17 protein-coding genes are annotated in these 16711 nt (G+C 53.2%); all 17 read left to right on the forward strand.

Annotated features, from left to right (window positions below; translation table 11 throughout):
- Positions 1-4: 4 nt before the first annotated feature.
- The 17 genes from fliR (at position 5) to rpsB (ending at position 16652) form a co-directional block, all read left to right on the forward strand.
- Positions 5-790, forward strand: a complete 786-nt coding sequence (gene fliR / locus ACFPOF_RS04310; protein WP_378129927.1) for a flagellar biosynthetic protein FliR — start codon at positions 5-7, stop codon at positions 788-790.
- Between the two features lie 28 nt (positions 791-818).
- On the forward strand, positions 819-1907 hold the full coding sequence (gene flhB / locus ACFPOF_RS04315) for a flagellar biosynthesis protein FlhB (protein WP_378129929.1): 1089 nt from the start codon (positions 819-821) through the stop codon (positions 1905-1907).
- 23 nt (positions 1908-1930) lie between these two features.
- Positions 1931-3964, forward strand: coding sequence for a flagellar biosynthesis protein FlhA (gene flhA, locus ACFPOF_RS04320; protein WP_378129931.1), 2034 nt, complete (start codon positions 1931-1933; stop codon positions 3962-3964).
- A complete protein-coding gene (gene flhF, locus ACFPOF_RS04325; RefSeq protein WP_378129933.1) occupies positions 3961-5355 on the forward strand; it encodes a flagellar biosynthesis protein FlhF in 1395 nt (464 codons plus the stop codon). The genes flhA and flhF overlap by 4 nt, the downstream gene beginning before the upstream one ends.
- Positions 5348-6211 (forward strand): MinD/ParA family protein, encoded by an 864-nt coding sequence (locus ACFPOF_RS04330; protein ID WP_378129935.1) that lies wholly within the window; start codon positions 5348-5350, stop codon positions 6209-6211. Before flhF ends, ACFPOF_RS04330 begins: the two co-directional genes overlap by 8 nt.
- Before the next feature lie 72 nt (positions 6212-6283).
- Positions 6284-7852 carry a protein-glutamate methylesterase/protein-glutamine glutaminase gene (locus ACFPOF_RS04335; RefSeq protein WP_378129937.1) on the forward strand — a complete coding sequence of 523 codons (1569 nt, stop codon included), beginning with the start codon at positions 6284-6286 and terminating at the stop codon, positions 7850-7852.
- A 41-nt stretch (positions 7853-7893) separates the two neighbouring features.
- Complete coding sequence (locus tag ACFPOF_RS04340) at positions 7894-9987, forward strand: chemotaxis protein CheW (protein WP_378129939.1); 2094 nt, start codon at positions 7894-7896, stop codon at positions 9985-9987.
- A gap of 30 nt (positions 9988-10017) precedes the next feature.
- Positions 10018-10479 carry a chemotaxis protein CheW gene (locus tag ACFPOF_RS04345; RefSeq protein WP_378129941.1) on the forward strand — a complete coding sequence of 154 codons (462 nt, stop codon included), beginning with the start codon at positions 10018-10020 and terminating at the stop codon, positions 10477-10479.
- 3 nt (positions 10480-10482) lie between these two features.
- Entirely contained in the window at positions 10483-11100 is a 618-nt protein-coding gene (locus tag ACFPOF_RS04350; RefSeq protein ID WP_378129943.1) for a chemotaxis protein CheC, read from the forward strand.
- Complete coding sequence (locus ACFPOF_RS04355) at positions 11100-11594, forward strand: chemotaxis protein CheD (RefSeq protein ID WP_378129945.1); 495 nt, start codon at positions 11100-11102, stop codon at positions 11592-11594. Before ACFPOF_RS04350 ends, ACFPOF_RS04355 begins: the two co-directional genes overlap by 1 nt.
- A gap of 1 nt (position 11595) precedes the next feature.
- Complete coding sequence (locus ACFPOF_RS04360) at positions 11596-12030, forward strand: hypothetical protein (RefSeq protein ID WP_378129947.1); 435 nt, start codon at positions 11596-11598, stop codon at positions 12028-12030.
- Positions 12031-12046: 16 nt separating this feature from the next.
- On the forward strand, positions 12047-12835 hold the full coding sequence (locus tag ACFPOF_RS04365; RefSeq protein ID WP_378129949.1) for a FliA/WhiG family RNA polymerase sigma factor: 789 nt from the start codon (positions 12047-12049) through the stop codon (positions 12833-12835).
- Positions 12836-12852: 17 nt separating this feature from the next.
- The gene (locus ACFPOF_RS04370; protein ID WP_378129951.1) at positions 12853-14262 is read left to right on the forward strand and encodes a DUF342 domain-containing protein; all 1410 of its coding nucleotides are present in this window, start codon (positions 12853-12855) and stop codon (positions 14260-14262) included.
- Between the two features lie 29 nt (positions 14263-14291).
- Entirely contained in the window at positions 14292-14612 is a 321-nt protein-coding gene (locus ACFPOF_RS04375; RefSeq protein WP_378129952.1) for a hypothetical protein, read from the forward strand.
- 26 nt (positions 14613-14638) lie between these two features.
- The gene (locus ACFPOF_RS04380; protein ID WP_378129954.1) at positions 14639-15214 is read left to right on the forward strand and encodes a hypothetical protein; all 576 of its coding nucleotides are present in this window, start codon (positions 14639-14641) and stop codon (positions 15212-15214) included.
- Positions 15207-15773, forward strand: coding sequence for a RodZ family helix-turn-helix domain-containing protein (locus tag ACFPOF_RS04385; RefSeq protein WP_378129956.1), 567 nt, complete (start codon positions 15207-15209; stop codon positions 15771-15773). Before ACFPOF_RS04380 ends, ACFPOF_RS04385 begins: the two co-directional genes overlap by 8 nt.
- A gap of 180 nt (positions 15774-15953) precedes the next feature.
- Entirely contained in the window at positions 15954-16652 is a 699-nt protein-coding gene (gene rpsB / locus ACFPOF_RS04390) for a 30S ribosomal protein S2 (RefSeq protein WP_378129958.1), read from the forward strand.
- Positions 16653-16711: the final 59 nt, after the last annotated feature.

Raw genomic sequence — 16711 nt, forward strand, 5'->3', positions numbered from 1 at the left:
GACAATGGCGCAAATAACGGATCTGTTTCCTGCCTTTCTGCTTGTTTTTTGTCGGATTTCATCGTTTTTTGTAGTGGCGCCGATTTTTTCGTCCCGCACGTTTCCTGCAATGATCAAAATCGGTCTGGCGTTTTTCGTATCGCTCATCGTTTTTCTGACCATTGGCTTCGATACGAAAGTGACAGCCGACGCGACCTACATACTAGCAATCGTGAGAGAAGTGTTCGCCGGTCTCATTATCGGCTACACGTCCTACATTTTTTTTACGGTCGTCCAAACATCCGGTGCGTTGATGGATATGCAGATGGGATTCGGCATTGCGAACATCGTCGACCCAATTACCGGTGTATCCGCGCCGATGCTGGGCAACTTGAAGTACATGCTTATGATGCTCGTGTTTTTGTCGTTGAACGGTCATCATTACTTGTTAACGGCGATTATGGACAGTTACAAATGGCTGCCTCTCGACAACCAATTGTTCGCCATTTATTACGGTGGCAACATTACAGAGTTTCTGACGCGCACGTTTACGGACACGTTTATGCTTAGCCTGCAAATTGCCGCCCCGATCGTCGTCAGCATGTTATTAACGGATTTCGGTTTGGCTTTGCTTGCACGGACGGCTCCCCAGTACAACGTCTTCGTCATCGGTGTTCCGGTGAAAATTTTGATCGGACTTGCGATGCTCGTATTGCTGTTGCCGGGGTTCAGCGTTCTGTTCCAGCTCGTATTCGACCATATGTTCAAAGCGCTGGAGAAGTTGTTCGTTATTATGAAATCAACCTCCTGAACGAAGGCGCGATAAAGGAGAAGGCGTCATGTCCCGTTATCGGCTGAGAATGGACCTGCAGTTGTTCGCGGGCGAGAAGACAGAGAAGGCGACGTCCAAAAAGCGTCAGGACAGCCGTCAAAAAGGTCAGGTTGCCAAAAGCCCGGAAATCGCCAGTTCGCTTATTTTGCTTGCCGGCATTTGCTGTTTGATCATGTTGGGGCCGTTCATGCAAAAGCAAATTATGACGTTGTTCAGCGATGTGCTGTTGCACCGGTTAAATATGGAAGTGACGGCGGAGAACACGCTGAAGCTGTTGGGAAGTTTCGTCATTCAAATACTGCTTGTGCTGGCGCCGATTTTTGCCGTTGTTATCCTGATCGCATTCGGCAGCAACTATGTACAAATTGGATGGTTATTTACACTCGAGCCGATCCGACCGAAGTTTAACAAGTTAAATCCGTTGTCGGGCGCGAAAAATTTATTCGGACTTCGCTCATTGGTCGAGTTCTCAAAAAGTATGCTTAAGCTTTTGACCGTCGGCTTAATCGTGTATACGATTTTATGGTCCGAGCGGAGCAATTTCTTGAAGCTCGCCAATATGCCTGTTCAAGACATTTTCTCTTTCGTCGGCAATCTGACGATTAAACTCGGCATTTTCGTCGCGTCGCTGTTGTTCGTGCTTGCAATCGGCGACTATATGTACCAGAAGTACGAATACGAAAAAAACTTGAGAATGAGTAAGCAAGATATTAAGGATGAGTTCAAGAACCAGGAAGGCGATCCGCTGATCAAAGGAAAGATCAAGGAGCGTCAGAGGCGATTGGCGCTTATGCGTATGATGCAGGAAGTGCCGAAAGCCGACGTCGTCATTACGAACCCGACGCACTTCGCCGTCGCGCTCAAATACGATGCTTCGAAGATGGACGCTCCGACCGTAATCGCCAAAGGGCAAGATTATTTGGCGCTGCGCATTCGGGAAATCGCGAAGCAGAACGACGTCATTACGATGGAAAACAAGCCGCTCGCCCGTGCGTTGTATGAAAGAACCGACATCGGGGAAAGCGTTCCCGGCGATCTCTTTCAGACGGTTGCGGAAGTGCTGGCATACGTATATCGGCTTAAAGGCCGGAGATAACGAAAGATGGGGAGGGACGGCTTATGAAAATCCGGGACTTAAGCATTTTGGTCGGTGTCATCGGCATCGTCCTGATGATGGTCGTTCCGATTCCCAAAGGGCTACTCGATATATTGCTCATTATTAATATTTCAGTCGCCATCATGATTTTGCTGATCGCGATGAACACGAAAGATGCGTTGCATTTCTCAATATTCCCGACATTGCTCCTGATCACGACGATTTTCCGATTGGCGTTGAACGTCTCCACAACGAGACTTATTCTTTCCAAAGCGGATGCCGGACACGTCGTCGAGACGTTCGGACGTTTCGTTGCAAACGGAGAGATCGCCATCGGATTCGTCGTGTTTCTTATTTTGGTCGTTGTACAGTTTATCGTCATTACGAAAGGTTCGGAGCGCGTAGCCGAAGTCGGCGCGAGATTTACGCTCGACGCGATGCCGGGCAAACAGATGAGCATCGATGCCGATTTGAACGCGGGGATGATCAACGAGCAGCAAGCGCGCGAACGTCGTGAGAAGATTGAGAAGGAAGCCGATTTCTACGGTTCGATGGACGGTGCAAGCAAATTCGTTAAAGGGGACGCGATCGCTTCCATCATTATCGTGGTCATTAACTTGATCGCCGGCTTTATTGTCGGTATGGCTTTCCATGGTTTCTCGGCAATGGAATCGATCGAAAAATATTCGATCCTGTCGATCGGCGACGGCCTCGTCAGCCAAATTCCGGCGTTGCTCATCAGCACGGCGGCGGGTATTATCGTCACGAGAGCGGCATCCGACGGCAATATGGCGGACGATCTGAGCCAGCAATTGCTGCGTTATCCGAAGCTGCTTTATATCGTCGCCGGCACCGTTACGCTGCTCGGTTTTGCAACGCCGATTCCGCTCATTTCGACGCTGCCTTACGCAGTCGTGTTAGCCGTAGCCGGTTATCGCCTGCAGCGGAACTTGAATCGGAAGCAGCAAGAAGAAGAGCTTCTCGTCGAAGAGAAACAGATCGAGGAAGTTCGGAGCCCGGAAAGCGTTATCAGCTTGCTGCAAGTCGATCCGATCGAGTTCGAGTTCGGTTACGGTCTCATTCCCCTTGCGGATACGCAGCAGGGCGGGGATCTTCTCGACAGAATTATTATGATTCGACGGCAATGCGCCTTGGAAATGGGCCTGATCGTACCGGTTATCCGAATTCGCGACAATATTCAACTAAAACCGAACGAATACGTCATCAAAATGAAAGGAAATACGGTAGCGCGCGGCGAATTGTTAATACATCACTATTTGGCGATGAGCCCCGGTTTCGACGACGATTCCGTTACGGGTATCGAAACTCAGGAGCCGGCATTTGGTTTGCCGGCGCTCTGGATCGACGAAGCGACGAAAGAACGTGCGGAAATGGCCGGGTATACGGTCGTCGATCCTCCGTCGGTCGTTGCCACGCACTTGACGGAAGTGATCAAGAAATATGCGCACGAACTGATCGGACGGCAAGAAACGAAAGCACTAATCGACAGTGTCAAAGAAACATACCCCGCGCTTGTCGAGGAACTCATTCCGTCGATCGTTGGCGTTGGAGACATCCAGAAAGTGCTCTCCAAGCTGTTGAAAGAAAAAATTTCGATTCGCGACTTGGTTACGATATTCGAGACGCTTGCGGATTACGGCAAGTTCACGAAAGATCCGGACGTTCTTACGGAATATGTCAGGCAGAGTCTGTCGCGTCAAATTTCCCAGCAATACGCGAACTCGGAAGAGCCGCTTAAAGTCATTACGCTTAGCCCGGCCGTCGAGAAGAAAATCGCGGAAGCCGTGCAGCAATCCGATCACGGAAGTTACCTCGCGATGGATCCGGCTTCCTCTCAAAGCATCTATCAGCGCGTGACGGAGCAGGTAAACCGGCTAGTGCAAACCGGTCAGCAGCCGATCGTTCTCACTTCTCCGACGATTCGGATGTATTTGCGCCAGTTGCTTGAAAGAAGTTTGCAAGACGTGCCTGTCATTTCGTACAGCGAGCTCGAGCCTAGCATCGAAGTCCAAAGCGTCGGGGTGGTGAGTGCATGAAGGTAAAACGATATATCGTGGATCAATTGCCCGAAGCGGTGCAGCAAATACGAGCTGAGCTCGGTTCCGATGCGGTTATCCTGAATACGAAAGAAATCCGCGTAGGCGGATTTCTTGGCATGTTCCGCAAGAAAAAGGTGGAAGTGCTCGCGGCGGTCGACGAATCGGCGAAAAAACCGGCTCCGAGAAAACCCGCGTTTACGCTTTCGCCAGCGCTAAAAAAAGAGGTGGCCGTGTCGCAGGAATCGCAGCCGGATCTCGAGCCGGCTGCGTCGCCGATGCTGCCGCCAAGCGCTATTCGCGATCGCTACGTAAAGGCGCCATTCTCCGACAGCGGTAGAAGCGCCAATCCGCTTCCCGCGGCACCTGTTGCTGAGCGGGCAAGAGAGGAGTCGCCCGCGAGTCGGGCCGAATCGATCGCGAACGTCATCGCCCAGGCGATCGCAACGAAAGAGCGAGAGCCTGAGCTAGAAGTGGCGAAGGCGTCGACCGATTCGACACCTCACCATTCCGCCGAGTCGGATTCGCTATTGCTGGAGCTTCGCTCTATGAAAGAGATGATGGCAAAGCTGACGAAGCAGCAAACGTTCCGAACGATGCCAGCATCTGTGATGAAGTGGAGTCGAAGACTCGCCGAGCAAGGCGTGGAACCTTCCCTCGTAGAGCAGTTCGCAGAAGAGACGAATGCCAAACTAAGCGAGACCGGGGAAGCTGGCAACGCGGCCGCTTACGAAGCCGCCCGGCAAGTGTTGATCTCCTGGGTTGGAGGGATAAAAGGCGGCGGCATCGACGAGCAAACGCGGGTCGTACATTTCGTAGGCCCGACAGGTGTCGGCAAGACAACAACAATCGCGAAATTGGCGGCCGAGCAAGCTTTTGTCCGTCGAAGGAACGTTGGTTTTATTACGGCGGATACGTACAGAATCGCGGCAGTTGATCAACTGAGAACGTATGCGGACATTTTGAACTTGCCTTTGGAAGTCGTGTTCTCTCCGGGAGAATTAGCGCGGGCTTATTCGAAACTCGCCGACAGAGACCTGCTGTTTATGGATACGGCGGGGCGGAATTACCGAAACGAACTTTTTGTCTCCGAAGTGAACAGTCTGCTGTCTCCAGCCGATCAAACGGAAACGGTTCTCGTGCTTAGCATGACCCATAAATACTCGGATATGAAACTGGTCGCTTCGCAATTTATAAAATACGGCGTCAAACAACTGTTGCTCACTAAATTCGACGAGACGGATTCTTACGGGGCTATCGTGAACTTGGCCATGGAATTCGACTTGACGATCTCCTATTATACTTGCGGTCAAGCAGTGCCAGATGATATTCGGTCGTTCGAACCGGAAGCCATCGTAAACCGACTTCTGGGGGAACCGGGCGATGATTGACCAAGCGCAAGCACTCCGACATCTCGTGCACTCGAAGGATTCCCGTTCAGCAAGGACGACGAGGATTATAACCGTCACGAGCGGCAAGGGCGGCGTTGGGAAGTCAAACTTTAGCCTGAACTTCGCGATGGCGCTTCAGAACCGGGGACATAGCGTACTCGTATTCGATGCGGATGTCAGCTTCGCAAACATCGACGTATTGCTGGGAACCCCGGCGAAATACAATTTGATCCACTTGCTGAAAGGCGAGAAGTCGATCTGGGAAATTATCCAGATCGGTCCTGGGGGATTGCAATTTATCGCTGGCGGCTCCGGATTCCAGGATCTTGTTCGCTTGAGCGACGAACAGCTCGAATATTTCTCGGAACAGATCGGCAAGCTTCACGGTCACGTCGACTTTATTCTGTTCGACACGGGCGCCGGATTGTCGAAGGAAACAGTGAAATTCATCGCAGCTTCCGAAGAGACGATCGTCGTCACGACACCTGAGCCGACTGCGATCACGGACGCCTACGCGCTTGTGAAGATGTTGAAGACGATGGGACATGAGCCAGCGTTCAAGCTCATCGTGAATCGGGTGGCAGACGAACGAGAGGGGAGGCAGACGGCGGACAACTTCCGTCAAGTCGCCGACAAGTATTTAGGATTGGACATCCCTGTTCTTGGTTACATTCCCGACGATGCGAACGTCATGAAAGCCGTCAAACGCCAAACGCCGTTGGCAGTCGCTTTCCCCGACAGCGAGGCGGCGAAAGGAATCGACAGAATCGCATCTCGTTTCCTGCTTGAAGAAAGGGAACAGAAGCCGAAAGGCTTATCCGGGTTCCTGAACAGGATGAAAAAATTGTGGAGTTAGTTCACAGGCATCTCGGCCGCATCACGAACGACAGCGAGACCAACCAACTAGATTATACGGGAGGGGCGTAAAATGCCGGAATATAAAGTGTTGATTGTTGACGATTCCCCATTTATGCGAAAAGTGTTCAGCGACGTCATCGATGCAGACGAAGCTTTCACCGTACTGGCAACGGCATCGAACGGCCAAGAAGCCGTAAAGCTGGCGCTTGAACTGGAACCCGATATTATCACGATGGATTTGGAAATGCCGCATATGAACGGGATTGAAGCGCTTCAGCGGATAATGGAAGCGAGAGCGACACCCGTTATTATGTTGTCTGCCGTTACGGACAATGGCACGAGAGACACGATCAAGGCGCTACAATACGGGGCCGTCGATTTCGTGCGAAAGCCGGACGGAGCCGTTAGGCTTGATATCCATCAGGTAAGGGAGCAATTGCTCGAGAAGCTTCACATCGCGCTAGAGACAATGGGGCGAAAGACGTATCAAGTTCATACGGCTTTCGTGGAAAAGACAGCAAGCCAGGATGGCCCTGTCGTACAGCCTGCAGCGGCGGAGTCGCCTTCACGGCGCGGGATGGAATCCGATAGAAAGCCGGCGAAACCTGACCATCCGAATCGTTTGCTTGGCAAGGCTAGGCCAGCCGTCTCACCGGCTGCCGAACCCGCAAATGCCGGAAACTCAGCCGAAGCCGGGGTGTCCTCGGTAAGCGCGTCCGGCCGGGCGTTGGAGCCTAAAGCGGAGTCGACGAATGCGAGGAGCACCAAACCGGAAGAGCGGAAGTCCGCAGCCCAAGCCTCACCGTCGGCTGCTGATAATAAAGCAAGCGCTTCGGTTGTTCCGCTAGTCGGGCATTCGAAGTCGCTGCCGACGATAGGAATTACCAAACCGAAGGAGCCAATGGAGGCGAAGCCGGCGAAACCTGTGAAACCAGCCGCCGTTTCGGCATTGCCGACCGGAGATAAGAAAGCGACTCGTCCACTTTCCGAAACGCCGAAATCGCCACCGCCCGTCGCCGCGCAGCCGCCGGCTCCGAAGCCCTCGGGGACGTTTACGCAGTTGGTCGCGATCGGCACTTCTACAGGGGGGCCGAGGGCGCTTCATGAAGTGCTGACCGGTATTCCTGCGGATTTCCCAGCGCCGATTCTGGTCGTGCAGCATATGCCGCCGAAATTCACGCATTCGCTCGCCCAACGTCTGGATCAATTTTGCGACATTCACGTTCGGGAGGCGTCGGACGGGGAGGCTGTGGAGACGGCGACCGCATATATCGCTCCCGGCGGCAAACATATGTCGCTTGCTAAAGACGCCTCGGGCAAATATAAAATTCGGCTGTCGGAAGAAGGGCCAAGAAGCGGGCATATGCCTTCCGTCGACGTATTGTTCGAATCGCTGATCGGACAGAAGCAATTGAAGAGGCACATTGTTCTCATGACTGGGATGGGAAGCGACGGAGCGAAAGGCATGAAAGCTCTTCGGGACGATGGCGCGCCGACGACAATCGCGGAATCGGATCAGACTTGCGTCGTATACGGCATGCCTCGCTCGGCGGTCGAGCTTGGCGCAGCGTCCCAAGTGCTTCCGTTACAAAGCATAGCCCCGGCGCTCGTCCGGGAAGTGAATAACCGCAAAGCCTAAATGACTCGCGTTAGTTCAGCCTACGAGGAGGTGTCCGGCCAGTGGAAATGAATCAATACATGTCCATTTTTATCGACGAATCTAACGATCACCTGCAATCGCTGAACGAAAATATGCTTCGGCTCGAGCAGCAGCCGGAGGATATCAGCATCGTTCAAGTGATTTTCCGGTCTGCGCATACGTTAAAGGGAATGTCTGCAACGATGGGATTCGAAGACTTAGCCGCGCTGACGCACGACATGGAAAACGTGCTGGATCTTGTTCGCAACGGCAAACTTCAAATGAACGGTCATATTTTCGATACGTTATTCAAATGTTTGGATGCTTTGGAAGCGATGGTGCAAGACATCGTAGGCGGCGGAACCGGTAAAGGGGACGTCGAGGAGCTTGTGCAGCGGCTGAAGGGTATCGTCAAAGGCGATGTTGGCGGAGCAGCGGCGGGCACGAACACAACGGCCCCGGCAGCAAAAGCTCCGACGTTGTCCGCATCGCTCACGCTTGACCAGTACCAGATGTCCGTCTTGAACCAGTCGATCGAAGCCGGACACAAAGCATTTTATATCGAAGTGATCGTGCGAGAGGATTGCTTGCTCAAAGCGGCACGTGCGTACATGGTGTTCGATGTGTTGGAACGCAACGGCGAAGTCGTTAAGTCTTTCCCGTCCGTTCAAGAAATCGAGCAAGAGCAGTTCGATCGGGGCTTCTCTGTGTATTACATAACGAAAGAGGACGATGCTTCGATCCGCGATCAAGTGTCTCGGGTATCGGAGATTGAGTCGGCGACGTTCACCGCCGTCGATCGCGACTCGCTCGCCGAATTAACCAACGCTCAGCATAACGGTAACGCGGCATCGCCCGCAGCCCAAGAAGTCGCCGCAACAGCGACCGCAGACCAGGCGCCTGTTGCCGCCGCTTCTTCCGCCGCCCCGGCGCCTGCCCGAGCTCCTGCAGCCGCTCCCGCTGCTTCCGGCGGCAGCAATGCTCCGCGCACGATCCGCGTCGATATTGATCGGCTGGACACGCTCATGAACTTGTTCAGCGAGTTGCTGATCGACCGAGTTCGGCTCGAGCAGCTCGCTTCGGAAGTTCGTCGCAACGATTTGACAGAGACGGTGGAGCATATGGCGCGCGTCAGCGCGGATTTGCAAAACATCGTCCTGAAGCTGCGGATGGTTCCGGTCGAGAGCGTCTTTAACCGATTCCCTCGTATGGTTCGAGACTTGGCGAAGTCGCTTGACAAAAAGGTCGATCTCGTAATTGTCGGCGCCGAAACAGAGCTCGACAGAACGGTTATCGACGAAATCGGCGACCCGCTCGTCCATCTGATCCGCAACGCGGTCGACCACGGCATTGAACCTTTCGCCGAACGGACGCAGCTTGGCAAACCGGAAGTTGGAACGGTGATATTGCGAGCGTATCATAGCGGCAATCACGTGTTCATCGAGATCGAAGAGGACGGTAAAGGGATCAACCGACCGAAAGTACTCGAGACGGCGATCAAACGCGGCGTTGTGACACCGGAAGAAGCGAAGAAACTGGGCGATGACGAAATCAACATGCTTATTTTCGCCGCTGGCTTCAGTACGGCAGACAAAATTTCGGATATTTCCGGCAGGGGCGTCGGCTTAGACGTCGTCAAATCGAAGATCGCAGCGCTCGGCGGGCACGTATCGGTTACATCGACTCTAGGAGCCGGAACGAAGTTTTCCATTCAATTGCCGCTTACGTTGTCGATTATTGCAGCGATGCTCGTTAAGCTCGGCGGCGAGAAGTATGCATTCCCGCTTTCGTCAATCGTGGAAACCGGTGCGGTCAAACGTTCGGATATCCGCATGTTGCACGGTAACCGGATTATCGAATACCGTCAAAGCATCGTGCCGGTTCTCTCGCTTGCAGATTTGGTAGATTCTCCGGATTATCGCGACGACGACGAGACGGAAACCGAAATGCTGATCGTTCGCAAAGGAGACAAGCTGGCGGCGGTGCTGGTCGAAGAGTTCATCGGGCAGAACGAAATCGTGCTCAAGCCGCTTGGCAAATATTTGGCAGGCAGCCTGGGCGTCGTGTCGGGAGCTACGATTCTCGGCGACGGGCAAGTAGCGCTTATTATCGATCCGAACGCATTGATCAAATAATAGACCGGACTTTCGAGGAGGAATTCATTCATGGCTGAGGAATTGAAAGTCATCGTGTTTACGCTGGCGCACGAGGAGTACGGGATCGAAGTGGACAAAGTCCGTACGATCGAACGCATGATGCCGATTACGCGGGTGCCGAAGACGCCAGCTTTCGTTAAAGGCGTTGTGAACTTGCGCGGAGTCGTCATTCCGGTCATCGACCTACGCGGCCGGTTCGGACTGACAGAAACGGAGTTTACGGAAAACTCGCGGATTATTATCGTTGCCGCGAACGATTTGGAAGTCGGCTTTATCGTCGATTCCGCGAATGACGTCTTGGATGTCATGAGCGATACGATCGAGAATCCGCCTGAAGTCGTTGGCGGCATTAAGGCGAAATACATTAGCGGCGTTGCCAAAATCGGAGAAAGCCGACTGCTTATTCTGTTGAACTTGATCGAAGTGCTCAACCGCAGTGAAATCATTCAGCTAGAACAAATAGGGGAGTAACCGGTGAGCCTTTTTAAGAACGACGCAGACTTCAAGATGGATGTGCTCAGGGAAGTCGGGAACATCGGCGCGGGCAATGCCGCGACGGCGCTGTCGACGTTGCTTAACAAACCGGTCGACATGGCCGTTCCGACGGTCAGCCTGCTTCCTTTCGAAGCGATTGCAGACCGGGTCGGCGGCAGCGAAGCGGTCGTTATTGCGATTTTCCTTAGGGTGGAAGGCGACGCTCCCGGCAATATGTTTTTCATTATTAATCGGGAACCTGCCAGAAGAATTTTGCAGGATTTGCTTGGTTTCGCTGCAGCTGAAGACGACATGTACAGCGAGCTGGAACTTTCGGCATTAAACGAAATCGGAAATATTTTGGCGGGGTCTTACTTATCGTCTCTCGCAGATTTCACTGGACTAAACATGTCTCCTACCGTCCCTTCCTTGGCGGTCGACATGGCGGGCGCCATTCTCAGCTACGGTCTGCTTCAGTTCGGCACGATGGGCGACGACGCGCTTTTGATCGATACGACTTTTTTGGAAGGACAGCAGGAAGCGGACGGACAATTTTTCCTCATTCCGGATCCGGAATCTTTCGACAAGCTGTTCCGCGCGTTGGGAGTGCCGCTCTAATGACCGAAGGTTCATTGATCAAAGTCGGAATGGCCGACTTGAACATTGCGGAAAGGGGAGCGGTGATCAAGACGACAGGACTCGGCTCTTGCGTCGGTCTTACGTTATATGATCCCGTCTTGAAGATCGGGGGCATGGCCCATATTATGCTCCCGTCGTCGGACATCGCGAGGGAAGGGCAACTGAATATTGCCAAATACGCCGATACAGCCGTGCCTGAACTGCTTGAGCGGCTTAAGAAAAAAGGAGTTTCGGCCGGGAGGCTAGTCGCCAAAATGGCGGGAGGGGCGCAAATGTTTGCGTTTATGGGCGGAGGGGATTCGATGAGAATCGGTCCACGCAACGTCGAAGCGACGAAACAAATGCTCGCCCGCTACGCCATCTCCTTAACCTCGGAAGATACGGGCGGCAATTACGGAAGAACGGTCGAACTTAGCACCGAATCGGGCATCTTCACGATCCGGAGCGTGCAGTACGGAGTAAAGGAGATTTGAAATGAAACGTTCCTGGCGGTTCATCCTCGGCTTCGGCGCGTTCGGCGCTTTGCTCACTTTTATGTTCTCGCTGCCGAACAACCCGTTCGGAACGACTTTGGCACGAAGCTTATACGCTTTTCTTGCTTTTACAGCGATCGCGGTTGTTGTAGGTTTTGTTCTTCCTCAAGCGATACGCCCGGCTGCTCCGGGACTGGAGAAGAATGCGGAGCCTGCCTCCGAACCGGCCGGGAGAGGAACGAATGTAGACGTGTCCACCCCCGATGAAGGGGATTCGTTGACCGATTTATTGAAAGAGCAATGGGCAGGCGGGAAGACGGATTCCGGCAATAACGGAACCGGGTTCCAACCGTTGCAACCGAAACGGTTAGTTTCTCTTGACAACCCGAATCCGGAGGAAGTGGTTCAGGCGATTCGGCGTCTGACGGACGAATAAGGAAGGTGAAGCAGCGATGGCCGATCAAACGCGTTCACGGTTATCCCATCAAGAAGTATGGCAACGGTGGAAAGAACATGAAGATGCGGATGCGAGAAACACCCTGATCGAGCTTTATTTGCCGCTCGTGGACTATGTGTCCAGCCGAATGGCGGCCGGGTTGCCGAAAAACGTATGGAAGGACGACCTGGTCAGCAACGGCTCGATGGGCTTAATCGACGCAATCGAGAAATTCGATTATCGTCGCGGGCTGCAGTTTGAGACGTATGCTTCATGGAGAATTCGCGGCGCCATTATCGACGGCCTCAGGCAAGGCGACTGGGTGCCGCGTTCCGTACGTGACAAAGCGAAAAAAATGGAAGACGCCTATGCGGTATTGGAGCAGCAGCTGTTACGCTCTGCCTCCGATGACGAAATATGCGACTACTTAAACATAAGCGACAAGGAATTTCAACAAATGCTGCAAGAGGTCGCCGTCGCAGCGGTCTTCTCTCTTGAAGATCCGATCCGGGAAGAAGAGTCGGAGACACGCCTAACACTTCTTGTCGACGATAAAGCGATCAATCCCGAATCGAAAGTTCACGAGACCTATTTGAAAGAATCTTTGAAAATCGGCATTGAGAAGCTGACGGCCAAAGAAAGAATCGTCGTTTCCTTGTTCTATTACGAAGACTTGTCTCTAAGCGAAATCGCGGAAGTGATGAGTTTGTCGCCGTCGCGTATTTCCCAGCTTCATTCAAAGGCGATCCTGAGATTGAGAGGTGCGCTCTCGAAACATAGGGAACAGCTTCTATACAACGGATAAGCAAAGGGGTGATTTTAATGTCGGGCGAAAACCTTCCACTCGTGGAAAGCTTGCAAGTCGCAATTTCAGACGACAAGCTGAACGCATTTCTCGTATTCAAGAAAGTTGAAGGCGATCTAAAGCTCACCTCTCGCGATCTGGAGCAATTTTTTCAATCGCAGGGGGTTAAGTACGGCCTTCAATCGGACACGGTAGCTTTGATCGCGAAGAGGCCGCAAGATTTCTTCTTCAGTCAAAACCTTATCGCGGTCGGCACACCTCCACAGCCTGGCGTGGACGGTTACGTCAAAGTGATCGTGGGCCAAGACGAAGAGGAGGAACGCCGACCGCTCGAACGGGAGGACGGCACCGTCGACTACAAGCAGGTTACGCACTTGCCTAATGTCAAAGCGGGCCAACTCATCGCCGAACGCGTGCCCGCACAACCCGGAATACCGGGCAAGTCGGTGAACGGAGACGATATTCCGCCTAAAGAGGGCAAGGACGTTCAGTTCAAAGTTGGCAAAAACGTCGTCGTGAACCCGGAGAAAATCGGTTTGTATGCTGCGATTGATGGCATGGTCACGAAGACGGACAAAGACAAGTTGAACGTTTTCCCCGTGTTCGAAGTGAACGGAGATGTCGACTACAAAGTTGGAAATATCGATTTCGTGGGCACGGTGGTCGTCCGAGGCAACGTATTGACGGGGTTCCGGGTGAAAGCTTCCGGCGACATTCGCGTAACCGGCGGTATCGAAGGCGCGGAAGTCGAATCGGACGGTTCGATCGAAATATCCGGCGGCATCATCGGAAGCAACAAAGGATTCGTAAAAGCGGGTCGAAATGTGCGTTGTTCCTTCGTGCAGGAAGGCAACGTGATTGCCGGAGAAGAGGTGATCGTCTCCCAAAGCATCATGCACTCTAACGTTCGCGCCGGCAAAGCGGTAAAATGCTTGGGAGCAAAAGGGCTCATCGTCGGTGGTATCGTTCAGGCGGGAGATCGAGTCACCGCGCGGATGATCGGCAATTCCATGTCCACGGCGACCGTAGTCGAAGTCGGCGTCCGGCCGGAGCTGCGGCTTGAGCTTAACGATCTCAGAGCGACGATGAGACAACTCGCGGATAGTGCGGACAAGACCGAGAAAGCGCTATCGCTACTTGATCAGATGGCTGCAGTCGGACAGCTGACCGCGGATAAGCTGGCGCTCAGGGTGAAGCTGACGTCAACGAAACGGCAAGTCGCCGAAGAGTTGAAAGTCGCGAAAGAGCGTATTCTCGAAATCGAAAAAACGCTTGAGGATGCGACGACTGCACGCGTAGATGCCGTACATACGCTGTGGGGCGGCACGAAAATCGTGATCGGCAGATATACGCGATTCATCAAAGATTCTGCCCAGCACGTGTCCCTCCGTTTTTCCGAAGGCGAAATTATGATGGCTCCGTATTAACCGATATTCGATCAGCGAGGTGAATGGTCGTGAGCTACAAATCGATCGATTTGCAAGCTTCCCTTCCTCGGGCGATGGAAATGTCGCCTTTGCAGCAGCAGCAACAGTTGCGCTCCGCGACGGAGCAATCGATGCTTGGCCAGCAAGCTGCCAAGGCGGCGGAGCATGACGCTCACAGGAGCGTCAAGGCGGAATCCGCATCGAATGAAACGATTTCGGACCGACAGCCCCATGAGCGGGATCGCCGGCAATTGTCGAAGTCGAACAAAAAAAACGGAGATAATGAGGCTGTCGAGCCCAAAGCGGCGGAGCATCCGTTTAAAGGCAAACATATCGACTTTATGGGCTGACGCGTAAGCTGGAAAGGGGAGGACAAGTGAGTCCTTGGATCAGTGTCGTGTTGTTCGGAGCGGCGATCGCCGGTTATTCGTGGCTAATGCCGAAGGCGCCGAACCGCGAGAAGGAGTCGTCGTTCGTAAGCGAAGAAGCTTATAGTCAGCTTCTGGAAGATTTAGAAGCCGAAAATCGCGAACTGGTAGACGCGGTAGCGAAATTCAAGAGAGAGCAAGATGACACTGTGGCGCGGCTCGGCCGGCGGATCGTCGATCTCGAGCATCAAATGGAATCGTGGGCACGCCGAACGGCTGGAGCTCCGGTGCAGGAACTTGTTATCTCGCCTGCGATAGAACCCGCGGCCGGTGTCCCTGAAGCGCAAGTGCTGGCGGTGGAGACTGAGTTGGGAAGTCCGGCGAGCGCTCCTGAGGAGCAAGTAGAAGAGCCAATAGCGGAACCGAACGTACCGCCGACGCTGCGGGGAAGATACCCGGAGCTGTTCTCGATGCACGACAATGGCAAGTCGGTCGACCAAATCGCCAAAGAGTTTGGGATGAACAAAGGCGAAGTGCAATTGATTTTGCAGCTCGCTCGCCGGGAGGAAGAGCTGCATGCGTAAACATCGGAACTGGCTTATTGGATTCGGTCTCGGCATTATGCTCGGCGCATCGATGTTACAGTTGATTAATACGGCCAGGGAGCAGACAGAAGGCGTCGCGATGACCCGTGATCAGCTTGACGCGCAAGCCAAGGAACAAGGGCTATTGTTGCTGACCGACAAGGAACTGCAGCAGCGTCTTGACGAGGCAGTGTCGTCGTCTGTGCCGAGCAAGGGAAAAGCGGGCGAAGAATCGGATCAACCGCCGGCCTCGCCGAGTTCAAGTAAGGGAGTAGCACCCGTGACCGAGCCGACTGAGCCATCTGCTTCTGTGCCGACTGAGCCGGATGCGCCGGTTGTATCGCCATCGAACGATAAAGTAACGTTGTACATCGGTGCCGGCATGTCGCTGACCGAAGTCGCAGAAAGCTTACAAAAGCTCGGCATTGTGGACGACTCCAAAGATTTCATCGAGCAAGCGCGTCCGATCGCCAAGAAAATGAATGTCGGCAACGCGATCTTCACCGGTAAGCCGACATACGAGCAGATCATCGCAGAACTCGTTCGCAAAAAAAGATAGCTTAGTTGTTTCGTAGTGCCCCATTGCGCGATAAAGAGCGATATGGTATAGTATTTCTCGGTGTAAAAAACACACGTCTTTCAATTCCGACAACGGTGCTTTCCGGTTCGACGGCGAGCTTTGGCGGGAAAAGCGAAAGGCGGCGGAGATTCACCAAAAACCACTAGGAGGTGCAGGAAGATGGCGGTCATTTCCATGAAACAACTGCTTGAGGCAGGTGTTCATTTCGGTCACCAAACACGTCGTTGGAACCCGAAAATGGATAAGTACATCTTTACTGAACGTAACGGCATTTACATTATCGATTTGCAGAAAACGGTTAAGAAGGTAGACGAAGCGTACAACTTCGTTCGCCAACTGGCTGAAAACGGCGGCACGATGCTGTTCGTCGGCACGAAAAAACAAGCGCAAGATTCCGTGAAAGAGGAAGCTGAGCGCTCCGGTCAATACTTCATCAACCAACGTTGGTTGGGTGGTACGTTGACGAACTTCTCGACGATCCAGAAGCGTACGGATCGTTTGCACCAATTGGACAAATGGGAAAACGACGGCACTTTCGAAGTGCTGCCGAAAAAAGAAGTTATTATCCTTCGCAAAGAAAAAGAGCGCCTCGAGAAGTTCCTCGGCGGCATCAAAAATATGCGTAGACTGCCTGATGCGCTGTTCATCATCGATCCGCGCAAAGAGCGTATCGCAGTTGCGGAAGCGCGCAAATTGGGCATTCCGATCGTCGGTATCGTTGATACGAACTGCGATCCGGACGAAATCGACTACGTCATCCCGGGTAACGACGACGCAATCCGCGCCGTTAAGCTCTTGACGGCAAAAATGGCGGACGCCATCGTCGAGTCCCGCCAAGGCGAAGAAACGACGGCCTAATCGCCGCCACATACAGCTTACGGTAAAGGGTGGTCAGAAGAGAATGTCTTCTCACCGCC

This window comes from Cohnella soli, assembly GCF_042655525.1.
In the GTDB taxonomy this organism is placed as follows: domain Bacteria; phylum Bacillota; class Bacilli; order Paenibacillales; family Paenibacillaceae; genus Cohnella; species Cohnella soli.